Origin of the sequence: Hymenobacter bucti, assembly GCF_042681145.1 — a bacterium.
GTDB classification, from domain to species: domain Bacteria; phylum Bacteroidota; class Bacteroidia; order Cytophagales; family Hymenobacteraceae; genus Hymenobacter; species Hymenobacter bucti.
The window spans coordinates 21,558-42,259 of the sequence record NZ_JBHUFD010000003.1 but is presented as its reverse complement, the minus strand read 5'-3'; the positions used below and the strand labels follow the sequence as shown (position 1 = coordinate 42,259).

Sequence of the window (20,702 nt, the reverse complement as noted above, 5' to 3'; positions counted from 1 at the left end):
TAGGCTAGGGTTTCCTCGATTAGTTATTGCTGAATAATTAGTCGCTTCGACACTTTAGCGTCGCTGCCAGCTAGCTGCAAGGTGTATATCCCCAGCGCTACGCCCGATACATTGAACTGCGCCGTGGCGCCGGCGGCCGTCATGGCCAGCTTGCGCTGCAGCACGACCTGGCCAAGCTGGTTGTAGAGCGTAGCCGTAACCGTGGTGCGGTCGAGCCCGGTGGGCACTACCAGCGTGAAGCTGTCGTGGGCCGGGTTCGGGAACAGCTGCACTTGCTGGGCCAGCGCGGCGTTGGCCACTGCCAGCGGCGTGGCGGGGCCAAACGTCAGGGTAAAGCGCCCTGGCAGCGCGGTAGACGTTGCCGTGAAGCTGTACTGCGGCTGCTTCGTCAGGTTGATGCGGGCCCCGGTTTCGGCGTCGAGCAAGAGCACCGTGGTAGCGCTGGCGAAGTTGGCCAGGCTAGTGGCGTTCAGGGTGTAGGTACCCGGGCTGGGCACGAGCACATTCAGCGGCACCGTGGTAGCCACGGCCACATCCAGGGGAGCCAGGCCGTTGATGGACATCTCCTCGCTGGCGGCGTAGCTACCTAGGCTCAGGCCCGATGAGTTGGGCAGCTTGTAGGCATCGAAGTGCGTGTCGAAATTGGCGGTAGCGCCCTGCTCGAAGTACACCGACGTTTCATCGGCCACCTGCAGCGAGTTGCCTTTCAGGCTTAGCGTTACCTGTGGGCGGGAATCGGCGGTGGTGCGGTTGAAGCTCGGCGCAGTATCAAAAGTGGTGATGCGGGCCGCGTTGGTCAGGGCCAGGCTACCAGTGGTGGTGCCGGGCGTGCTTACCCGCATAAAGAAGCCTTGCATGGCCGCTACTTTCGGGTCGCCGAAGCCATTGACGTAGCTGCGGTAGCCACCCACATACTGGCCGGTGCTCTGGTACACGTACACGGCATCGTCGAGGTTGGTGCGCGTGATAGCAGTCGTTAGGCTAAAGTCGATTGGCGACGGGTAGGGGTTACCCAAAAACTGCCAGCCACTTTGGGCCTGTGTGCCGCGGGCCAAGCTGCCGCGCGTTACGGGGCCGTTGTTGAACGTACCCATCAAATCGACAACCGAGCTGGCCCCGATGTTGACGGTGTAGCCGCCCAGTACCGTCATCAGGTCGCTGGCCTGGGGCACTATGAAGCCCATGTCAAAGGCCGCCGCCGTATTGGCAGCGCTCATCACGCGGGCCTGGTCGTAGGCAAACACATTCGGGAACGGTACAGTAGCGCTTGGGGTGGCAGCCGTGTTGTAAGCCTGGTTGAATACCGGGTTGAAGCTCGGCGTATTACTGGCTAGGTCGCTGAGCATGGTGCTCACCACCGGCGAGCTGTAGTGGCGGTAGCCCGCGCCGGCGTTGAAGGCCGGGTCGATGGCGCGCTGCATGGTAGCCGGGCCGGTTACGGCACCGTTGGTATTCACCACGAGGGCGGTGCCGGCGGTGGGCGTCGAGAGCAGCGTCAGCATCTGGCTGGTGCTGGAAACCAGGTTGCCATTGGTAAGCGTCACGAGCCGAGACACGCGCACGCCCCCATTGTTGAGGGTAAGGCCGGCTGCGTTGTTCACCGTCAGGCCGCGCACCTGAGTGGGCAGGCCCGTGCCAGTGGTCTGGGCATCGAGGCCGTTGTACTCATACGTAGCGTCACTCGAATACGAGCGGGCACCCGCCAGCTGAATAGCGCCGGTGCTGCCCGTAGTCGCAATGCCGTTGCTGTCGCAGATGCGCAGCGTAGCGCCGGCTTGCAGCACAAAGCTGCCTGGCCCCGTGATGGGGTTGCAGTTGGTAGCCAGCACGCCGCGGGTGCTCAGTACGCCGCCCGTTTGCACGGTTAGGGTGCCGTTCACCACGATGGGGCCGTTGAACGATGCCACGCCGGTACTCGTGATGGTCACGTTGTTATACGTGCCCGACTCTACCGGCATAGCGGTGCTCACCGTCAGGTCGGGGACGACCACCGAGTTGGTGGGACCGCTAGCCGAACCAGTGCCAACCCAGGGCGTCTGCACGAACGGGAACGTTGTGCGGATGGTCGTGTCGTTGGCTTCCACACCCGTCGTGTAGGTCAGCACATTGCCGAGCTGCGTCGTCACGGGGTTGGTAGCAGTCGGCCCAAAGTCATCGTACCACAGGCCGATGGCGGCCAGTACCACGCCGCTCACGGCCTTCAGTTCAATCTGGTCCACGGCATCCTCCAAGCGGCGGCCGTTGGGGAAGCCGTCCATGTTGGGGATGAATTCCAGAGTAGTATTCGTGTTGTAGCGTGGGTCCGTGAGGCCCAGCGCGGCGGCTTGCAGCAGGCCCTGGTTGCTGAAATCAGCCGAGGTGCGCGGGGTGGCCGGCACGGCCATGTTCAGGCGCAGCATGTCGCCGATTACCGGCAGGAAGTTGTTGATGAACGGCTTGCCGGCCGCCAGTGGGTTGCCACCCTTGCCCGTCGCCAGTTGGTACGGAATCAAATTCGGCACACCCGTGTGGAAAATCGGCTTGATATCGACTGAGCGCGGGCTGCCAGCCTGGCCGCTATTTAGCAGGTACTCGCCAAAGCCAGCCGGGGCCGGGGCGAAAGCCGTGCCCGCATTAGCACCAGTGGCGCTGCTGTACAGGGCGCTCAGGCCCGGCGCCCCGTTGCGGAAGTCGAAGCCGTTGCCGAAGCCTGGCCGCCCAGCCAGCGACTTGGTCTGGATGCGCAGCTTGGCAATGTTCGGAATCGCCTCGCCGTAGTAGGTCTGGCCGGCGGGCTTGGGGGCCGCGCCGTTCATGGGCGTGTTGTCGGCCATGTACAGGCCCAGTTCGGGGTTCGAGAGGTAGCCGTCGGTCGCGGCCGCCTCGTTGCCGGGGGTGCGGGCGTTCCAGGCATCCTTGTCCCCCACGGGGCTGATGACCTCGTTGGTGAGCGGCATACCTAGGCGCGATACCTGCACCCAAGCCCCGCTGTTGGTGGGGTTGGCGGTAGCGCTCAGGGTTTGCATGGCCGGGCGGCTAGCCGAGGCCCACACGCCAATCACGTAGTCGGGGTCCAGAATGTTGGCCGCCTGCCCGATGGGCTTGCCCGTCTTTTGCAGGTTCTCGACCGGAATACTCAGCGCGATGGTGTGGCAGTTTTTGCGCGCCAGGCCATCGGTAGGCGTGCCCGCTCCGCCCGAAGCGCCCCGGATGTTAGCCAAATCAAAGATGGCCCCTAGGTCGGCAAAAAACGGGTCGTCGGCCGGGCCGCACAAGATGCGCTCACCCGTCGAGGCCGTGGCAATGGCGTTGGTACGCAGCGTTTCGTAGGGCGTGCCCAGGCCGAGGCCCGCCGGCCCGTTGATGGAGCGCGGTCCAATGTTGTTGGCCGGCACCACGCCGCTGCTCACGATGGTGGTCGTGCCGCCCGACGTGATTTTCTCACAGGTGTAGGTGGTTTTCAGATTCTGCTTAGGCCCGGCGCCGGCGTTGCGGATGTTGAAGAAGGTCGTCGGGTCCTCGTTCGTGCGCGTAAACGTGAAGCGGTACGTCACGTCGTCGCCGGTGGTGGCGGTGTTGTTCTTGACGTGAATCTCGTAGCGCACATTCTCGCCAAACGTCGAGTAGTTGGGCCCGCCCTGCGGCAGCTCAAACGGGATGTAGTTGGCAATGATGATGATTTTACTGGCATCATTCGGGTCCTTGAAGGCGTAGAGGTCGGTGTTGTCGGCCACCGGGTCGTCGGCAATCAGCGGGGCCTCGCGGTGCGAGGAGGCCTCCAGGGGCGTGTAGCGCAGCTGGCTCCAGAAGGCGCCGCCGACTACCGCCGTCGCGAGCGCGGGCAGCGCGACGTAGGTACGTAACTGTTTGGTAGTCATTTTATATAGGCGATAGCAAAGTGAGACGATGAATTAGCGGCGGACGCGCATGCCCTGCCACGGTGTCTGCACGTAGGGGAAGGTGGTGCGGAACGTCGTGTCGTTTTTCTCGACGCCAGCCGTGAAGTTGAGCACGCCCTTCAGCTGCGGCGTCACCGGCGATGCGGTGGTGCCCGCCGTGTAGTCGTCGTACCACAGGCCAATGGCCGCCAGTACGGCGCCACTCACGGCCTGCAACTCAATCTTCACTACTTCATCCTCCAGCCGGCGGCCGTTGGGGAAGCCGTCCATGTTCGGAATATTTTGCAGGTTGGTGCTGCCATTATAGCGCGAGTCAGTGAGACCTAGGACCGCGGCGGCCAGCAGGCCTTGATTGCTGAAATCGGGCGAGTTGCGCGGGGTAGCCGGCACAGCCATGTTTAGGCGCAGCATGTCGCCAAACACCGGCAAGAAATTGTTGATGAACGGCTTACCGGCCGCCAGCGGGTTGCCGTTTTTGCCGGTTGCCAGCTGGTACGGTGGCAGGTTGGGCACGCCCGTGTGGAAAATCGGCTTGATGTCCACCGAGCGCGGCTTGCCCGCTACCAGCAGGTATTCGCCAAAGCCGCCATTCGCACTGGGGGCCAGCGCCGTGCCCGCCACGGCGGCAGAGCCAGCCAGGCCCGAGAGGCCAGCGGCCCCGTTGCGGAAGTCAAAAGAACCCAGCGACTTCGTTTGAATGCGCAGCGCGTTCAGCGCTGGCACCGCCTCGCCGAAGTAGGTCTGGCCACCGGGCTTGGGGGCCGCGCCGTTCACGGGCGTGTTGTCGGCCATGTAGAGGCTCAGCTCAGGGTTCGAGAGGTAGTCGTCAGTAATGGCCGCCTCATTATAAGGTGTCACCCGGTTCCAGGCATCCTTGGCCCCAATGGGGTTGATAGCCTCGTTGAACAGCGGCATACCTAGGCGCGATACCTGGGTGTAAGCGCCGGTGGCCGTGGTGGTGCCAGTGGTGCCCCCATTAAGGGTGCGCATGGCGGGGCGGCTGGCCGAAGCCCACACGCCAATTACGTAGTTGCCATCCAGGATGTTAGCCGCAGAAGCGGCCGGCTGGCCGCTCTTTTGCAGCGTGGCCACCGGAATGCTCAGGGCTATCGAGTGCACATTGTACCGGGCCAAGCCATCGCGGGCGCCCCGGTTGGGCCGCAGGCCCGCCAAGTCAAAAATGGCCCCTAGGTCCACATAAAACGGGTCGTCGGACGAGCCGCAGAATACCTGCTCGCCGCCGCCGCCGCTGGCGTTGGTCACGGCGCCCTGGCGGTAGGCCGTGTATGAGGCCTGCCCGAGGCCCGCCGGTGAGCCGCTTATCGAGCGCGGCCCGATGTTATAGGCCGGTACTACCCCATTGGTAACCAGGGTAGTAGTGTTGCCACCCACGATTTTCTCGCAAGTGTAAGTGGTCTTCAGGTTCTGCGCGCCCAGCCGGATATTAAAAAACGTACTAGGGTCGCTGTTGGCACGCGTAAAGGTGAAGCGATACACAATGTCATCGCCGGTGGTAGCGGCGTTGTTCTTGACGTGAATCTCGTAGCGCACGTTTTCGCCGAACGTGTAGTAGTTCGGCCCGCCCTGCGGCAGCTGAAACGGGATGTAATCCGCGATGAGGATAATTCGCTCCGGGTCGGCGGGGTCCTTAAAAGCGTACACATCGGTGTTGTCGGCCAGCGGGTCGTCAGCAATCAGCGGGGCCTCGCGGTGGCTGCTGGCTTCCAGCGGCGTGTGTCGAACGGTGCCCCAGGTAGCGAGCGCCGTTACTGCACAAGCCCCGACCGCCCATTGGATAGGTCTGGTAAATCTTTTCATGAGAAACTGAAAGGGGTAAAATGGGTAGGAAAAGCAACAAACTATACTACCCCACAGAACAACGGTTCTGCAGGGGCACTATTAGACAATACCAAGTAGTATCAGGGTACCTAGCTAACTTTTTCGGTCGCATACGGCGCTGAAAAAAATAATTTTAACCTGTTAGCACCACAAAATAGAATAGCTGCGCCACCTAAATATATGCTATCGTATGCAGTAAATCGATTGGGTGACGCTTAACCCGTAAGTCAAGAAAATCTTAACATTATCCTAATGCAACTCGCTGACTGAATACAGAATACAATAGTACACCCATTTGTAAATGTCTATACTCTTTTGTTGACACCTACGAGATTAAATGCAACCCAGACTTTAGAAAATGAACTTTTTAAAAAAATAAATTGCCAAGTCTGTTTTTGTATATAATTCGGGCCAGATGTTCAATTCTAGCCAAGAAAAAAAAATGGTACTTCTCCACCAGAGATGATTCAGCAAATAATCAGAATTTCATCATAAACTCACAGCATAGCGTCAGTAAAATGGGCGTTGGCCGCCCCGAGCCGAGCCCAGTATTTTTCCACAGCACAACGCCCACCGATGGCCTAGCGAGCAATGCTCGCTAGGCCATCGGTGGGCGTTGTGGGTAGCAGCGTGGGAGACGCTCGAAAATCAGCCGAAGCTAGAAAAAAATACTAGCGTTCAACTTCACGAAAAAAGGCGTGCCAGGGGTAAAATTCAATTCATTCACGGAAGCTATTTCGCCGCGCAAGCGGCTGTCGGTGGCAAACTGCGCTTCGTTCCACTGGGTATTCAGCAGGTTTTCGGCGGTGGCACCCAGTTGAAAGCGCGGCCGGGTATAGCTCGCCACCGCATCGAGCAGGAAGTAGCCCCGCGCCCGAATGGCATCGTCTTCCTGCGCCGGCCGGCTATCGATGTGGCGGTAGCGGAGACTGGCGCTTAGGCCATTAGGGCTCTTAAAGGTGAGGCCACCGATGCTGGTGAAGCTGGGCGCCAGCGGAATGTAGTTTTCGCCGGGCGGCGCGTCCACGAGGCGGCCGTGGCTGTAGTTAGCGTCCACATCGAGGAAAAGCTGGCGCGTGAGCTGGTAACGGGCCGACACGTCGAGGCCGTAGCGCCGCGTGGGGCCGGCGCTTTCGGTGGTGCCCTCGTCGCCCGAGTACACCAGCTCGTCTTGCAGGTGTAGCGTCCAGAGTGCGGCGTTCACGACCAGGCTGGGCACGGGCTTGAAGGTGCTACCCACCTCGGCTCCCAGGGCGCGGGGCAGCGCGTTGAAGCTACCCGTAGCTTGCACCACGCCCCGCGCATCGTTGGAGTGGAAGCCCAGGCCCGAGCGCACAAACAGCTGCACTGCTGGCGATAGTTGGTAGTAGAGGTTGAGCTTGGGCGACACGCGGCCGCGCGTCACGCGCCCCGTTAGCGGCACGAGACCCGCCGCGGAATCCGCTTTTTGGCCCCGAAACTGGAAGATGAACACGTCGGCGCGCAGGGCCGCGTTCAGCGTGAGGCGGTCGGTTAGCTCCAGGGTTTCGTCGAGGTAGGCGTTAATATTCTGCTCGTGCAGCCGGCCCACGCTCACGGTGTCCAGGATGCGGCGCTGCACGGCGCGGCGCAGGCCCAGCTCCGAATTGTCGAGGCGGGTGCCGAGGCCGACTACCGTATGCAGCTTGCGGCGCCCTAGATGGTCGTCGCGGTCGTAGGTGCCGGTGTAGCCGTAAAGGTTGCGGTGGTCAGTCTGGTCGATTTCGTCGCCGTTGACGGGGTCGTTTTTGAAGAAAGTGAAGTTCGAGAACAGGCTAAAGTTGTAGCGCGAATAGTACACCTGCTGGCGCAGCACCGCCTCGTGGGGCAGGGCCGTGGTGAGGATGGCCGAGGCATTGGTGCGGTTAGTGCTACCGCCCTCACTGGGGTCGAGGCTACCGAAACGCGAGATAAGCCCCTCACTCACTGCGCGGTCGGGGATTTGGCCGCTGGCATCCCAGTTAGAGGTAAAGTGCGAGCTCAGCAGCGTGAGCGAGATGCGGTCGGTGAGCTGGCCAGTGTATTTTAGGAGGCCGTTGAACCGCTTGAAACGCTGCGGCGCGTCGAAGTACGAGTTGGTGAAGTTGTACTCGGCGGCCACGTAGGCGCTCTCCGCCTTCTTCGAAAGCAGGTGGCGCGTACCCAGCAAATCGAGCAGCACCAGAGCCCGGCGCGTGTCAAATCGGCCCACCTCGAGCTTCACCTGGCTGCGGTCGAGGCTGGTTTTAGTCGAAAACTCGCCCGCGCCGGCAGTGGCAAAATCGCCAAAGCGCGCTGTGTATGGGCCTTTGTACACCTTGAGCTGCTCCACCGTTTCGGGGATTACGAAGTGAAAATCGGCGTAGCCCTGGCCGTGGGCGTGGCTAACCATATTCACCGGCAGCCCGTCGATGCTCACCGCAAAGTCGGTGCCGTGGTCGGCATCGAAGCCCCGCACGAAAATCTGCTCGGCCTTGCCGCCGCCCGCGTGCTGCGCAATGAAGAGACCGGGCACCAGCCGCAGCAGGTCCTGGGCCGAGTTAATGGGCCGCAGCGTCTGGTCGATGTGCGAGATAGCGGCCAGCGTCTGGTTGGGGTCGCGGGGCTGACTCACCGTCACTTCGGCCAGGTTAAGGCTGGTAATGGCCAGCACGGTCGTGAGGCCCCGCGTTTCGCCGGCCAGCAGCGTTACGGCGCTGGTTTTCAACCGGTAGCCTAGCGCCCCAAACCTCGCCTGATACGTGCCCGCCGCCAAGCCCGACAGGCGAAACTGACCGAGCGCATCGGTGGCCGTGCCCCCCGGCTGGCCCACCAGCCCTACGCTCACGCCGGCCAGCGGCTGCCCCGAGAGTGAATCGGTAACGGTGCCGCGCAGGGCGGCGGTGCGCTGGGCCAGCGCCGCGGGCGCACTCAGTAGTACCAGCGCTGGCAGCAAATACTGCCAGCGTAATTTATTGTCCGTAAAAAACTTCATACTAACGCATTAGCGAAGCAGCAGCTTATCAGAAACTTGAGGGAAGCGGGTAGCGCGGAGGCCCTGCGCCAGCTGCCCGGCAAATGGGCGACCTAAGCGAAAGGCCGTGCTGCTACTTCCCCACTAGTATTCTGAATTAATAGCCCGCAAACTCCAACGTGAATAAAACGGCCCGCGGCCCGGCCTTGCGGCCGCGCACGGGGGCCCCGGCGGCTGGGCAGCCGCCGGGCCATCGGCAGTTTTAGGCACGTTGGGGCGGCGGGTAGTCGCGCCCACCTAGGCGGGTGGGCAGGGCCTGCGCGGGCAAAGCCCGGTACCGGGCCGCCGGCTGCCACTGCTTAGGTGCCAGCGGGGCCACTTTCGTAGTGGCCGGGCAATGCACATCGAGCCCCTTGAGCTGGGCTAGGTAATGCAGGCCAGTGCCAGTGGGCAGTGAGCGATGCACGGTGGACTGGTCACCGTTGCAGTGCTCGAAGCAGTCGAGGCGCAAGTAGTTATGCTGCTGGCACTCTTTACTGTGCGCGTAGGGGTGCGCGGCCGAGAAGAGCGGTTCGGGCGGCCGACTCACGGCCAGGCCCACCCCCACTACCAGCAGGTAGTTGAGGAGCCAGAACAGCGTGAGTAGCGGACGCAACATATAAAAACGACTGGTTTTTAGTTAGTATGCAGTGATTTAATGAGATAGAGGCGACCTAGATACCTAAGCCAGCAGCCGCTCCATCGTCCAGTAGGCCGCCACCAGGCCGATAGCCACCGATACCGGAATAACGACCCGCGCCCGGTACCAGGGCCGGCTGGCGGCCCAGCGCCCGACCAGCGCCCAGCATAATAGGATAATAGTAATCTGTCCTAGCTCGACGCCCACGTTGAAGGAAACGAGCGAGCCAAAATAGTCTTTTTGCGGCAACCCGAGCCCAGTGAGCGCGCCCGCAAACCCCAGCCCGTGCACCAGCCCAAACCCAAACACGATGGCCAAGCGCCACGGACTAAGCTTGACGATAATCATGTTTTCCAGCGCTACAAACAAGATAGACAGCGCAATAATGGGCTCGACCACGCTGCCCGGCGGCCGAATGATGCCGTACATAGCCAGCCCCAGCGTGATGGAATGCGCCACCGTGAACGCCGTGGCCTGCCACAGTACCGGCTTGAGGCGCGGTTCCAAAATATAAAGGCTGACAATAAACAGAATATGGTCGAACCCGAGCGGCAGAATGTGGGTAAACCCGAGCTTGATGTAAGTCCAAAAAATCTCGGTGCGCGAGAGCTTGCTTAGGTCAGCGTCGATGACGTGGGCGGCGGCGGGCAACGCGAGTAGCAGCAGCAATAACACGGCCCACCCCCGCCCGTTATTGCGAGCAAAGCGAGGCAATCGCCTCAGAATAGCTCCGCTTGCACCGTTCCAGCGCAGCCGTTCGGGTACAATTGCTTCGCTGCACTCGCAAGGACGAGCGGTTATAAGCTCAGCCATATTCTTACCGGGTGGCCAACAGGTTTTCGCCTTCGGCCGTCACCTCAGGGTTGAGGTATGGCGCAGTTTTTACGGCTTTTTCGATGAGGGCGCGCCCCTCGGCCGCCTTGCCAACTTTGCTCAGGATGAGGCCGGCGCGGCCGAGCAACACGGGGTTTTGCGAGTTGGTTCGGCGAGCCACCTGCATGTACTTCTGGGCCTCGGCATACTCGCCGCGCTTGTAGTGTACCCAGGCCAGGGTTTCGTTGACGTCGATGTTATCGGGGCGGCGGGCGTACTCTATTTTGGCGTGCTCCAGGGCTTTGCCTAGGTCGCCGATTTTGAGGTAGGCGTAGGCCAGCTCGCGGTCGGTGTAGTGGCCTAGCTCCTCATTATCATTGGCTTGCTGGGCGGCGTCGGCCAGCATGGCTACCGATTCCTGGGCCATTTTGGCGGCTTCGGCGGGCTGGTGGTTGAGGCGGTACACATCCACTAGCTCGTCGGTGAAGGCGTAGTCCTTGACCGTGGCGCGGGCCAAGTTCAGGTTTTGAATGGCGGTGGGGTAGTCGTGGCGGGCGGCGGCCACGCGGGCCAGGCCGGCTAGGGCGTAGGCGTAGTTGGGACGCAGTTCTAGGGCCTGCTGGTAGTATCCCTGGGCCTGGTCGAGTTGCCCGCTCACTTCGTAGAGGTGGCCTAGGGCCACGCGGCTCCACTCGGTTTGCTCGAGGCCCGCAAAGCCAGCTTTCACGGCCATGTCCATGGCTTGAATGGCGCCCGGCAGGTCGCCATGAATCTCGCGCAGGTAGCTCACGCGGGCGTAGGCCGTGAGGTCAGGGCGCACCTGGTTCATCTTGTCGGCCATCTTCACGGCTTGGTCGTAGTGGCCCAGCTCCACGTTGGCATCGGTCAGCAGGCCATAGACATAGCCGCTGTTGGGGTTGATGGCCTGCGCCTGCTCGGCCAGCGCCAAACCCTGCGAAAAATGGTGCTGGGTGAGGCTCAGCGAGGCCTGGCAGCACAGCGCCTCGAAGCTTTCGGGCTCGGCCTTGAGCACTTCTTGCAGCAGTTGCATGGCGGCCGCGTCATAGTAAGGGTGGTTGCCGGTCACGCGGCCTTCCTGCATGTAGGCTTCGGCCAGCAGCAAGCGGCTTTTCTGGTCGGTGGGGTCGGCGCGCAGCTTGGCCAGCAGGCCTTCCATGGCGGCTTTGGTGTTCAGCCACTCGCCGCCCAACGCCAAGCGGCCGATGCGATTTTTGGGCTCGGGCAGGGCGGCCGGGCGCTGTTGCTTAAAGAAAATGATGGCGGCCACGGCCAGGCCAAAAACTACTAAAAGGGTGGGGTAGAGTTTTTTCTGCACAGAAAAAAGAGCGTTAGGTACCTGAACTTACGATATACTCCAAAAACTTTCCGCCCCAGCGGCCCGCTCGCCGCCTCCCCCACTTTGGCCGCTCGCCAATAAGCTGGCGCGGCGGCCGCTAAGGTAGAACTTTACTGGCACAATGCTCAGCGAGGCGGGTACCCCAGGCGCTTCCCACCGCAAGCCATTCGTGGCGCAAGCCAGCTAGTTTTAGTGGCTACCTATAAGCTGGTTAGTCGGATACAGTGGCTGGTGCCATCTACGGTTGAGGCGGCCCAGGCAGATTGCCACAATTATAATATACCTGAATTTTGTAGCGCCTGCTTCGCGGCCGCCCTAGGTGGCTGCAGCTGCTACTTTTAGCGTTTGGTTTTCCGCACGCGGCCTCGGCTGCCGTACTATTTCGGGCAAATACGTTGTTTTCAAAACCTCAGATTAAGCTAGCCGGCTGGCTTCTGCTCGCGCTGGCGGCCGTGCTGCTCAGCTGGGCGCTGGCAACGGCCTACGTAATACCTTCCGATAGCATGGAGCGCTCGCTGCTGGTGGGTGACTACGTATCCATCAACAAATTAACTACCGACGACCCTGACCCGCAGCGCAACGATGTGGTAGTATTCTACGCTCCCTACGAGCCGCAGCGCGGCGCCAAGCAGCGCACGCTCCTCATCAAGCGCTGCGTGGCCGGGGCCGGCGATACGCTGGCCATCCGCCGGGGGCAGGTGCTGCTCAATGGCCGGCCGGCGCCGGGCACGGGCCAGTTGCAGCTGACCTATTTCCTCGAAGTGGCGGCCCCTGGCGACGAGGTGCAGGCCGCGCTGCGAGCCCTCGGAATAGTCGATAACCTAGAACCGAGCGGCCTGCCCGCGGTGACTACCAACCTCGAAACGGGGCGGCTGGGCTACCTCATCAGCTGCCCCGCGGCCACGGCCGCCTACCTGCGCCGCCAGCCCTACGTGCGGGCGCTTGCCGAGGCCGGGGGCCACGTGCCCGCTGGCACTTTGTTTCCGGACCAGGTCGATTTTCGGGTTTCCCAGGCGCGCAGTGCGGTGCCGCGAAACTGGCAGCTCGACGACTACGGGCCGCTTGCCGTGCCCAAAAAGGGCCAAACCATCGCGCTAACGCCCGCCAATGCCGCTACTTACTACAAAATCGTGGCGCAGTATGAGCCCAACCCCGGCATTAGCTGGCAGCAGGGCAGGATATACCAGCACGGCCGGCCCCTGACGCAGTACACGATTAAGCAGAACTACTATTTCGTGCTCGGCGACAACCGCCACAATTCCGAGGACTCGCGCTTCTGGGGCTTTGTGCCCGAAAACTACCTAGTGGGCCGGGCCGCGCGGGTGTGGTTTTCGCTGGACCCCTACGCCGATGCGCTGCACAAAATTCGCTGGCACCGCATCGGCAGGCCCATCAGGTAGCCGGTAGCTGGGCAGGACACCTAGGGCCGGCGCCCTACCCAGCGGCGGGTGGCGCGCTATTTTACGTTAACGTTCTTTTCGTCAAGCTTTTGATTGACCTTGCGGGCGCCTTGCAGGGTGCGAAACTCACCCTGCCACGACCGGATGCGGAGGCGGTCTTCCATGTCAATGTCAGTGCGCACAGCTTCGTAGCGGGCGTTGAGGCGGCTGAGGGCGTCGTTGGCGTTGGTCCAGTCGCGCTCGGTCCACTGGCGGCGCTGCTCGCGCACGGCGTCGATAAAGCGGCCGTAAAGGTCGGGCATCTGGTCGGCGGTAGCGCGGTTCAGGTCCACGCCCTCCTTAATCAGCGAGGCCAGGCCCGCGTCGGCATTGGCGCCGGCTTTGGCCGACTGGCTGGCGGCGGTGCGGGAGGCAGCGGCGCTCGGGCGCGAGCCAGTGAGGTCGCCGGCCTGCTGGGCCTGAGCGGCCAGCGGCAGCGCGGCCAGCAGCAAGCCAGCTAGTACGAGGCGAGAATCGGGAAGGCGGAAGGTGCGGGAAGTGGTCATGGGTAGGAAACAATAAAAACCGGAAGTAGTACTACGGCCCACCTACCAAGTTGCGGGCCAATTTGGGCTAGTCAACGGCCGAAGGGCACTTTGCGTATGCTTGGCGGGGCGCAAAAGTCGGGTTTATCGCCGACCTTCGCTTATCTTTTTGTTAATTATGTCTGCACTCGTTCCCGCCGCGCCGGCCGCGCCCCTCCATATTCAGCCTGCTACCGAGCAGGATATTCCGACCATCATCACGCTGGCCGAGGCCACCTGGGAGCCTACGTATCGCTTCATCATCTCGAAGGAGCAGATTGAGTACATGTACCGCGTCATTTATACGCCGGCCTCGCTGCGCAAGCAAATGCGCGACCAGCACCACGCCTTTTTGCTGGCCTACGTGGAGGGCCACCCCAGCGGCTTCGCCTCCTATTCGGAGAAGCCCGAGGGCGTGTACCACCTCAATAAAATCTACGTGCTGCCCTCGCACCAAGGCCAGGGCCTGGGCCAAAAACTCATTCTGGCGGTTGAAAACGCAGTGCGCGAAGTGGGCGGCCGCGTGCTGGAGCTCAACGTGAACCGCCACAACCCCGCCCTCAGCTTCTACGAGCGCCAGGGCTTTGCCCAGCACCGCGAGGAAGACATCGCCATCGGCCCGTACTGGATGAATGATTTTGTGCTGCGCAAAGAGTTGTAGCCGTTCCCCTTTATTTTACCAACCCCAACCCCCTTTTTATGGCTACTAAACTTACCGTTCTCGCCAACGGCTCGCTCCGCGTGGAGGGCAATGATTTCGAACTCGTAGATGCCAAAGGCCAGCCCTACGGCCTAGGTGGCCGCGAGCGCATCAGCATCTGCCGCTGCGGCCTGAGCGCCCAAAAGCCCTTCTGCGACGGTTCGCACAAGGGCCACTTCGAGCACGACGCCACGGCGTTTGATTTGCCCGCGCCGAAGCCAGCGGTGTAACGCTGGTAGGGTGCGGGGCTGGCCCCCGCCCGGCGTTGCTGAGCATACAATTGGCTCAGCAACGCCGGGCGGGGGCAAGCCCCGCACCCTACAACTCGCTTAAAATGAAGAGGCCGTCTGGTACAACCAGGCGGCCTCTTCATTTTAAGCAACTAAATAATCGCCTAGGTCGCCGCCGCAGGGCCAAACAGCGCCACCACCTCATCAGGGTCGGCCACTTCGATGATGAGGCGATTATATTCTTCGTCCGCCAGGTCGATTACCACCGTATTTTCGCGGTGCTGCACGTCCAGGAAGGTGGGCTTGTTGTCACCCGTGTTATCGAAGTAAAAAGTACCAGCTTTGAGTAGGCCGGGGATGTGGGTGCCGGGGGCGCGGATGCCCCACGCCTTCGACGCCTCGGGGTCGCGCCGGGCACCTAGGATGTGCGTGCGCGGGATGCGCAATTCGCTGCGCATCGCCCAGAGCTTGTGCCAGCCTTCTACCGTAAAAACTACGGTATCACCCTGTTCCTGAACAGTTACCATACGAAGGGGCGGTGGCCCATATTTGCCACCTAGGTTACTATATCGCCGGGCAGCCCTCGGGCATTACAGCGGCGGGCGCGCGGGCCAGAGCATCAGCCACAGGTTCTGGCGCACCACGTCGCCCATCGAGTCGCAATAGTCAAATTTGGTGGTGCGGTGGTAGCGGTTGAGGGCGCCTTTGAGCTCGTCTATTTTCTCGGCGGGAGCCAGCTCCTGGCGGCGCATCACGTCGAGCAGAGCCTTGAGGCGGTGGCGCTCAGCGCGGGCGCGGCGGGCCATCAGGGTGCGCTCTTCGGCCTGGTACTGGCGCAGGCTTTCGGGCTTGAGCAGGCGGGCGCACATGTCCACCACGGGGCCATTGTCTTTGAAATGCTGGGGCTGGTACATAATGCGGCGGCCCTCGTAGCTCTGCTGGTCGAAGTCGATGGCCCGCACCCGGTACTGCTCGTCCTCAAAGTCGGGCGTGACGTCGATGACATAGTTGTAGGCCCGCATATCGCCGAGCAGGCGCGCAAAGCAGCGCTCGTTGAACTTCACAAACTCCTTGGCAATCCGCACTTGATTGAGGTGCGGCAGCTGCAAGCGCAGCCGAATAAAATCATCACCCGGAATGCCGGCAATGTGCTCCTCAATGAGCGTATTGCCAGTATCGACCAGGTAGTTCATCGAGTTGGGCGACAGCAAATGCTCGAGCTCCAGGCCGTAGAGGCGCGAGGCATCGGCCTGCTTCACGTAGAAGTAGTCGTAGTTGTCGTTGAGCTGGTTGAGGATGCGCACCCGAAACGGGTTGGAGTTGCCGAAGCGGCAGTAGTCGATGCGGTCGGCCAGCAGGTGCTCGGTGAAGGACAAGTCGCCGGCCGTTTTGAGTAGCGCGTACACCTGCACCAGGCCCGCGCTGAGCTCGAGCATCGCCTGCGGCTCATAAAACACGGTTTGCCAGAGCGTGTCGCGCCCCGTGCGGTCGAATAGCGCAAACGAGTTGCTGTACCGCCCTAGGTCGGCGTAGCTCACGGGCAGCGGCGCCTCGCGGTCGTAGTCGCGCAGGTACTGCCGCAAGGCCGGCGTGAGCGGGTAGCTCGGCTTTTTGCGCGAAATGTTCATTTTGTAGTGGTTAGTTTGTAGTGGTTAGTGATTAACTCTCGGCGTTAGCTACTCATTGATAATTAATCACTAACCACTACGAACTAATCACTAAAACTTACCCCGCCAGCTCGCTCACCAGCTCCACGTACTGCTGGCGGGCGGCGTCTTTGCTGAGGCCGGCGAGCTGGTACCAGGCGTCGTACTTGGCGATGGCCTTGAAGTCGAAGCCGCCGGGGCGCGGGCCGGTGGAGTCGCCTTCGGTGGCTTGCTTGTAGAGGGCGTAGAGTTGGAGCAGCACCGTGTTACTGGGCTTGGCGGGCAACTGCTGGGCGCGCTGGGCGGCGGCCTCAAAATCTTCTTGGGTGGTCATGACGGAGGGAAAAGCAGGATAAAATAACCGGCGCACTGGCCAGCCTTACGGCCACAAACGTAGCGCGCAAGCGGCAATTGTGGCCCCTAGGGCGTTAAACTCGACCGCAACACGGCGGCGGGCGGGCTACGTAGGGCGCCTGAATAACTTCTTATCCTTCCTGTTCGCTACATGAAACCCTCGCCCTTCTCATCCGACTGCACTTCCCTCGTCAAGCTTTTTTTACAATATAAACTCACCCTGGCTCTGGCCGAAAGCTGTACTTGCGGCCTGGTGGCGGCCCAGTTGGCCCCGGCCGAGGGCATCAGCGACGTGCTGCTGGGCTCGGTGGTGACCTACCACGTGCAGGCCAAGCAGCAGCTACTAGGCGTGAGCGCCGAAACCCTCGCCCTCTACTCGGCCGAAAGCCAGCAAACCACCAACGAAATGGTGATGGGCCTGCACCGCCAGCTGCCCCAGGCCGACGTGTGCGTGGCCGTGACGGGCCTGTGCGGCCCCGGCCCCTCGGCCACCCCCGACAAGCCGGTGGGCACGGTGTTCGTGTCCATTTTTGTTGATAAGCACATCCACGAGTTTCGCACGCTGTTTAAGGGCGATGCCAATAGCATGCGCCAGCAGGCCGCCGATTTTATCTACCAGCGCCTCACCGATTTGCTCACCCGCCTGCAACCCGTGAAGCCGGAGCCCGCGTAGCGGGGCTGGTTGGGCGAAGCCGGGCCACCGCGTAGCTTGCGACGAAATAATCTCATTTTTTCGTCTCTTAGTCTATGCGCACGGCTACCCGCACCTTACTCCTGCTCACCACCCTAGGGCTCGCTGGCCCGGCGGCGTTTGCCCAAAAAACCTACCTGCACTGCGGGCGCCTGCTCGACGTGCGCAGCGGCCGCCTGCTGAGCCAGCAAACGCTGGTGGTGGACCGAGACCGCATTGTGGCGGTGCAGGCCGGCTACACGGCCGCGCCCACGGCCCAGGACAAGGTTATTAACCTCGAAAACAAGACGGTGCTGCCCGGCCTCATCGACTGCCACGTGCACCTAGAGAGCCAGCAGAGCCGCAGTTCCTTCACCGAGCAGTTTACCCTGGGGCCGGCCGATATCGCCTACCGGGCGCAGGGCTACGCGCTGACCACGCTGCGGGCGGGCTTCACCACGGTGCGCGACTGCGGCGGCTCGGGCGTGAACACGGCCCTGCGCAACGCCGTGAACCGCGGCCTAGTGCCGGGCCCGCGCATCTACTCGGCGGGCACTGCCATCTCGGCCACTGGCGGGCACATGGACGAGGGCGACGGCCTCAGCGCCGACATGATGGACAAGCTCGGCCACCCCAGCAACATCGCCAACGGCCCCGACCAGTGCCGGCAGGCCGTGCGCGAGCAGTTTAAGCGCGGCGCCGACCTCATCAAAATCGCCAGCACCGGCGGCGTGCTCGACCTGAGCCCCAACGGCAGCGGCCCGCAGTACACAGAAGAAGAAATAAGGGCGGTGGTCGAAACCGCGCGCGACCTCGGCATGCCCGTGGCCTGCCACGCGCACGGCCCCGAGGGCATCAAGCGGGCGCTGCGGGCCGGCGTGAGCAGCATCGACCACGGCTCGCTCCTGGATGATGAGGGCATTGCGCTCTTCAAGAAGTCGAAGGCCTGGTACGTGCCCACCCTCATTGCCGGCAAGTCGGTGGCCGACACCGCGCGACGGCACCCCGGCTATTTCCCGGCGGTGGTGGCGGGCAAGGCCATCAGCATCGGCACCGTGATGCAGGGCACCTTCGGGCGCGCCTACAAGGCGGGCGTGCGCGTGGCCTTCGGCACCGATGCCGGCGTGTATCGCCACGGCCAAAACGCGCTGGAATTTGGCTACATGACCGAGGCCGGCATGCCGCCGCTCGAAGCCATCCGGGCCGCTACCCTCAATGCCGCGCAGCTCCTGGGCGACCCCGCCAACCTAGGCGCCCTCGAAACCGGCAAATTTGCCGACGTGGTAGCCGTGGACGGCGACCCCTTGCAGGATATTTCAGCCCTCACCCGGCCCCGGTTCGTGATGAAGGCGGGCGTAGTTTATAAAAATGAGCAATGAGCAATTGGTAATGAGCAGGTCACCCATTCAGCCTGCTCATTGTTAATTACTCATTGCTCATTACTTTACCACCGTCACTTTCATGCCCACGTCCTGCACGGGCCACTTATCCTGGGGGTTGACGGGCACTTGCGAGATTTTCTCGACCACGTCGAGCCCTTCCACTACCTCGCCGAAGACGGTATAGGTGCCATCGAGCGCGGGCACGCCGCCCTTGGTGGCGTAGGTCTTTACTTGCGCGGGGGTGAGGCGGCGGCCGGCGTTGAGCTTAGCCTCGGCGGGCGTGAATTTCTCACCTAGGACGAAGTAGAAGTCGGTGTTGGACGACAGGTGCTGCGGGTTCTCGGCGTCGTCGTAGCGGGCCATACCTAGGGCACCTTTAAAGTGGAAGTGATTAGGCCGCACCTCGGGCGGCAGGCGGTAGCGCCGCAGCCGGATGGTGCGCGAAGTGCTGGTTTGGCCGCCCTGCACGGCAAAGCCCTTCACCACGCGGTTAAACACCGTTTCGTCGAACACACCGCGCCGAGCCAGCAGCAGGAAATTGGCCTTGTGCAGCGGCGTATCGTCGTAGAGCTTGATGCGAATGTTGCCAAAGCGGGTTTGCACCAGCACTTCTGAGCCGGGGTATTGCTGGCCGTAGGCGCGCAGCGCGGCCGGGGCCGTGGTGTCGGTGAGGGCCGCAATATCGGGGCCCGGCAGCTTGGGCTTGGGCGGCGGGGCGGTGGCGGCGGGCTTGTCGGCGGGGCCGCAGGCAGCGAGCAGCCCTAAGGCCAGGCTGGGAATGAGCGGACGAACTATGCGAAATACGTTTGTCATTGCGAGGAGGAACGACGAAGCAACCTTTCCTTTTACGTGGGCGAACACTCGCCTGACGCAAAGGAAGGGTTGCTTCGTCGTTCCTCCTCGCAATGACAACCTAGGGCCAAACGCCGAGCCTACCAGCTGGCGGGCTTGCTCTTGGTCTTTTCGGTGCCGGCGGCGCCTTTGGTTTTGATTTTGACTTTGGTGGGGGCGGCGGGCACGGCCACGGGCGCGGCGGGCTCCTCGGCGGGGGTGGGCTCGGGCGGGGGCGGCGGCAGGGCCTCGTTGGGGTCGGCGGCTTTTATTTCGTCGGGGGCTTCGGCTTTTTTCTCCTTTTGCTGGGCCAGCAGCAGCTGGTCCTGGGGCAGGGTGTTGGCCTTGAAGGACTTTAGCTGCGTTTCCAGGCTAGTCTTTTCGTCTTTACTGAGCTTGGCGGGGTACATGTAGGTACCTAGGTCGGGGCGGCCGGCCTCCTGCCAGGCCGAGAGCCAGAACGAGGCCACCATGGGCGCGGCTTGGCGCATCCGAAAATCGACCTGCCCGCCCACCAGCTTGTTGTACTCGTCGGCGAAGGCGTCGGAGTAGCGACGCTGGGTTTTGCCATAGCGGTGGGTGTAGGTGTACTTGGTTTGGGGCGTGAAGCCCTTGCTGGCCTTGGTTTCGAGGTCGAAGGTGGCCGTGAGGAAGCCATAGCTACCCTGAATAACGCCCCAGATATCGTCCTGCGGATTTTTGAGCACCTTGGCTTCGTCGCCGCTCAGCTTGTAGGTGAGCAGGTAGCGCTCGGGCAACTGGCTTTCCCAGAGGCTGTGCAGGCCGCCCTGGTTGGTGAGCTGGCCGTCATAGTTGACGGTGGTGTGCAGCGGCACGAAGGCGTCTTCCACATAGTGGGCCAGCTCGGCCGAATACTGGATGATGGCCGTGGTATCGCGCTCGCGGAAGGCCTCGACCAGCTTGGCGCGGTTGTCGAGCACGGTCCAGGGCACGGTGCCGTACTTGCGCAGGGTGTCGGCCGTAAATTTTTCTTGGGCCGCCTCATAGTCGCGGGGCATCTTAGCAAAGGGATTATCCTCGGCGTAGTGGTCCATGTCGATGTAGTGGCGGCTGGCCTCGGCCTTGTCCTGGTTGCGGCGCTCGTCGGGGGCGGTGCACAGGCGCACCAGCTGCGGCAGGTGCCGGAAATAGTAGGCCTGCATGCCGGCCGGCAGCTCATACACGGCCACCTGCGTGATAACGCGGTGCCCAAAGAAGCCCCAGGCGTGGGCGGCCGGGGCCAGTGGCCCCAGCAGCGCGGCGACTAGGCCTAGGCTAAGAATAAGTTTCTTCATAAATAAGAGTAAGAATCGGGTGCTAATTAACAATAATGGTTGATAAGCAAAAGTACTCAGCGTAGTGATGTAGCGCAGAGGCTCAGAACGCCGAAACACAAAAAAGCCCGGCCAA

The 20,702-nt window shown here is 62.1% G+C and carries 17 protein-coding genes; 5 read left to right on the top strand and 12 right to left on the bottom strand.

The window, feature by feature from the left end:
* Positions 1 to 23: 23 nt before the first annotated feature.
* The 6 genes from ACFSDX_RS07890 to ACFSDX_RS07865 form a co-directional block, all read right to left on the bottom strand.
* Positions 24 to 3,857 (bottom strand): DUF4331 family protein, encoded by a 3,834-nt coding sequence (locus ACFSDX_RS07890; RefSeq protein WP_382312751.1) that lies wholly within the window; start codon positions 3,855 to 3,857, stop codon positions 24 to 26.
* A 33-nt stretch (positions 3,858 to 3,890) separates the two neighbouring features.
* Complete coding sequence (locus ACFSDX_RS07885; RefSeq protein ID WP_382312750.1) at positions 3,891 to 5,696, bottom strand: DUF4331 domain-containing protein; 1,806 nt, start codon at positions 5,694 to 5,696, stop codon at positions 3,891 to 3,893.
* A 679-nt stretch (positions 5,697 to 6,375) separates the two neighbouring features.
* Complete coding sequence (locus ACFSDX_RS07880) at positions 6,376 to 8,688, bottom strand: TonB-dependent receptor (protein WP_382312749.1); 2,313 nt, start codon at positions 8,686 to 8,688, stop codon at positions 6,376 to 6,378.
* Positions 8,689 to 8,929: 241 nt separating this feature from the next.
* The gene (locus ACFSDX_RS07875; protein ID WP_382312748.1) at positions 8,930 to 9,325 is read right to left on the bottom strand and encodes a hypothetical protein; all 396 of its coding nucleotides are present in this window, start codon (positions 9,323 to 9,325) and stop codon (positions 8,930 to 8,932) included.
* Positions 9,326 to 9,388: 63 nt separating this feature from the next.
* Positions 9,389 to 10,060 (bottom strand): HupE/UreJ family protein, encoded by a 672-nt coding sequence (locus tag ACFSDX_RS07870; RefSeq protein ID WP_382312747.1) that lies wholly within the window; start codon positions 10,058 to 10,060, stop codon positions 9,389 to 9,391.
* Between the two features lie 103 nt (positions 10,061 to 10,163).
* Positions 10,164 to 11,495 carry a tetratricopeptide repeat protein gene (locus ACFSDX_RS07865; protein WP_382312746.1) on the bottom strand — a complete coding sequence of 444 codons (1,332 nt, stop codon included), beginning with the start codon at positions 11,493 to 11,495 and terminating at the stop codon, positions 10,164 to 10,166.
* A gap of 416 nt (positions 11,496 to 11,911) precedes the next feature.
* Between ACFSDX_RS07865 and lepB the strand changes: the two genes are divergently transcribed.
* Complete coding sequence (lepB, locus tag ACFSDX_RS07860; RefSeq protein ID WP_382312745.1) at positions 11,912 to 12,916, top strand: signal peptidase I; 1,005 nt, start codon at positions 11,912 to 11,914, stop codon at positions 12,914 to 12,916.
* Between the two features lie 56 nt (positions 12,917 to 12,972).
* Here the strand turns inward: lepB and ACFSDX_RS07855 are convergent, their stop codons facing one another.
* Positions 12,973 to 13,461, bottom strand: coding sequence for a hypothetical protein (locus tag ACFSDX_RS07855; RefSeq protein ID WP_382312744.1), 489 nt, complete (start codon positions 13,459 to 13,461; stop codon positions 12,973 to 12,975).
* 157 nt (positions 13,462 to 13,618) lie between these two features.
* Between ACFSDX_RS07855 and ACFSDX_RS07850 the strand changes: the two genes are divergently transcribed.
* On the top strand, positions 13,619 to 14,140 hold the full coding sequence (locus tag ACFSDX_RS07850; protein ID WP_382312743.1) for a GNAT family N-acetyltransferase: 522 nt from the start codon (positions 13,619 to 13,621) through the stop codon (positions 14,138 to 14,140).
* A gap of 38 nt (positions 14,141 to 14,178) precedes the next feature.
* Positions 14,179 to 14,409, top strand: a complete 231-nt coding sequence (locus ACFSDX_RS07845; protein ID WP_382312742.1) for a CDGSH iron-sulfur domain-containing protein — start codon at positions 14,179 to 14,181, stop codon at positions 14,407 to 14,409.
* A gap of 164 nt (positions 14,410 to 14,573) precedes the next feature.
* Here ACFSDX_RS07845 and ACFSDX_RS07840 read toward each other — a convergent pair whose 3' ends face one another.
* The 3 genes from ACFSDX_RS07840 to ACFSDX_RS07830 form a co-directional block, all read right to left on the bottom strand.
* Positions 14,574 to 14,936, bottom strand: a complete 363-nt coding sequence (locus tag ACFSDX_RS07840) for a hypothetical protein (protein WP_382312741.1) — start codon at positions 14,934 to 14,936, stop codon at positions 14,574 to 14,576.
* Positions 14,937 to 14,999: 63 nt separating this feature from the next.
* Entirely contained in the window at positions 15,000 to 16,037 is a 1,038-nt protein-coding gene (locus tag ACFSDX_RS07835; protein ID WP_382312740.1) for a hypothetical protein, read from the bottom strand.
* Positions 16,038 to 16,134: 97 nt separating this feature from the next.
* Complete coding sequence (locus ACFSDX_RS07830; RefSeq protein WP_382312739.1) at positions 16,135 to 16,389, bottom strand: acyl-CoA-binding protein; 255 nt, start codon at positions 16,387 to 16,389, stop codon at positions 16,135 to 16,137.
* Positions 16,390 to 16,560: 171 nt separating this feature from the next.
* On the opposite strand from ACFSDX_RS07830, the gene ACFSDX_RS07825 reads away from it, so the two are divergent.
* Positions 16,561 to 17,082 carry a CinA family protein gene (locus tag ACFSDX_RS07825; protein WP_382312738.1) on the top strand — a complete coding sequence of 174 codons (522 nt, stop codon included), beginning with the start codon at positions 16,561 to 16,563 and terminating at the stop codon, positions 17,080 to 17,082.
* A 74-nt stretch (positions 17,083 to 17,156) separates the two neighbouring features.
* Complete coding sequence (locus tag ACFSDX_RS07820; RefSeq protein ID WP_382312737.1) at positions 17,157 to 18,458, top strand: metal-dependent hydrolase family protein; 1,302 nt, start codon at positions 17,157 to 17,159, stop codon at positions 18,456 to 18,458.
* Positions 18,459 to 18,518: 60 nt separating this feature from the next.
* Here the strand turns inward: ACFSDX_RS07820 and ACFSDX_RS07815 are convergent, their stop codons facing one another.
* The gene (locus tag ACFSDX_RS07815; protein ID WP_382312736.1) at positions 18,519 to 19,274 is read right to left on the bottom strand and encodes a peptidylprolyl isomerase; all 756 of its coding nucleotides are present in this window, start codon (positions 19,272 to 19,274) and stop codon (positions 18,519 to 18,521) included.
* Between the two features lie 119 nt (positions 19,275 to 19,393).
* Complete coding sequence (locus ACFSDX_RS07810) at positions 19,394 to 20,587, bottom strand: zinc dependent phospholipase C family protein (protein WP_382312734.1); 1,194 nt, start codon at positions 20,585 to 20,587, stop codon at positions 19,394 to 19,396.
* Between the last annotated feature and the right edge of the window lie 115 nt (positions 20,588 to 20,702).

Excerpts from the sequence above, each read along its gene's own strand:
- ACFSDX_RS07815 (WP_382312736.1), bottom strand. The coding sequence starts at position 19,274 with ATGACAAACGTATTTCGCATAGTTCGTCCGCTCATTCCCAGCCTGGCC.
- ACFSDX_RS07855 (WP_382312744.1), bottom strand. The coding sequence starts at position 13,461 with ATGACCACTTCCCGCACCTTCCGCCTTCCCGATTCTCGCCTCGTACTA.
- ACFSDX_RS07890 (WP_382312751.1), bottom strand. The coding sequence starts at position 3,857 with ATGACTACCAAACAGTTACGTACCTACGTCGCGCTGCCCGCGCTCGCG.
- ACFSDX_RS07835 (WP_382312740.1), bottom strand. The coding sequence starts at position 16,037 with ATGAACATTTCGCGCAAAAAGCCGAGCTACCCGCTCACGCCGGCCTTG.
- ACFSDX_RS07875 (WP_382312748.1), bottom strand. The coding sequence starts at position 9,325 with ATGTTGCGTCCGCTACTCACGCTGTTCTGGCTCCTCAACTACCTGCTG.
- ACFSDX_RS07830 (WP_382312739.1), bottom strand. The coding sequence starts at position 16,389 with ATGACCACCCAAGAAGATTTTGAGGCCGCCGCCCAGCGCGCCCAGCAG.
- ACFSDX_RS07850 (WP_382312743.1), top strand. The coding sequence starts at position 13,619 with ATGTCTGCACTCGTTCCCGCCGCGCCGGCCGCGCCCCTCCATATTCAG.
- ACFSDX_RS07820 (WP_382312737.1), top strand. The coding sequence starts at position 17,157 with ATGCGCACGGCTACCCGCACCTTACTCCTGCTCACCACCCTAGGGCTC.
- ACFSDX_RS07880 (WP_382312749.1), bottom strand. The coding sequence starts at position 8,688 with ATGAAGTTTTTTACGGACAATAAATTACGCTGGCAGTATTTGCTGCCA.
- ACFSDX_RS07840 (WP_382312741.1), bottom strand. The coding sequence starts at position 14,936 with ATGGTAACTGTTCAGGAACAGGGTGATACCGTAGTTTTTACGGTAGAA.
- ACFSDX_RS07845 (WP_382312742.1), top strand. The coding sequence starts at position 14,179 with ATGGCTACTAAACTTACCGTTCTCGCCAACGGCTCGCTCCGCGTGGAG.
- ACFSDX_RS07885 (WP_382312750.1), bottom strand. The coding sequence starts at position 5,696 with ATGAAAAGATTTACCAGACCTATCCAATGGGCGGTCGGGGCTTGTGCA.
- ACFSDX_RS07810 (WP_382312734.1), bottom strand. The coding sequence starts at position 20,587 with ATGAAGAAACTTATTCTTAGCCTAGGCCTAGTCGCCGCGCTGCTGGGG.
- ACFSDX_RS07825 (WP_382312738.1), top strand. The coding sequence starts at position 16,561 with ATGAAACCCTCGCCCTTCTCATCCGACTGCACTTCCCTCGTCAAGCTT.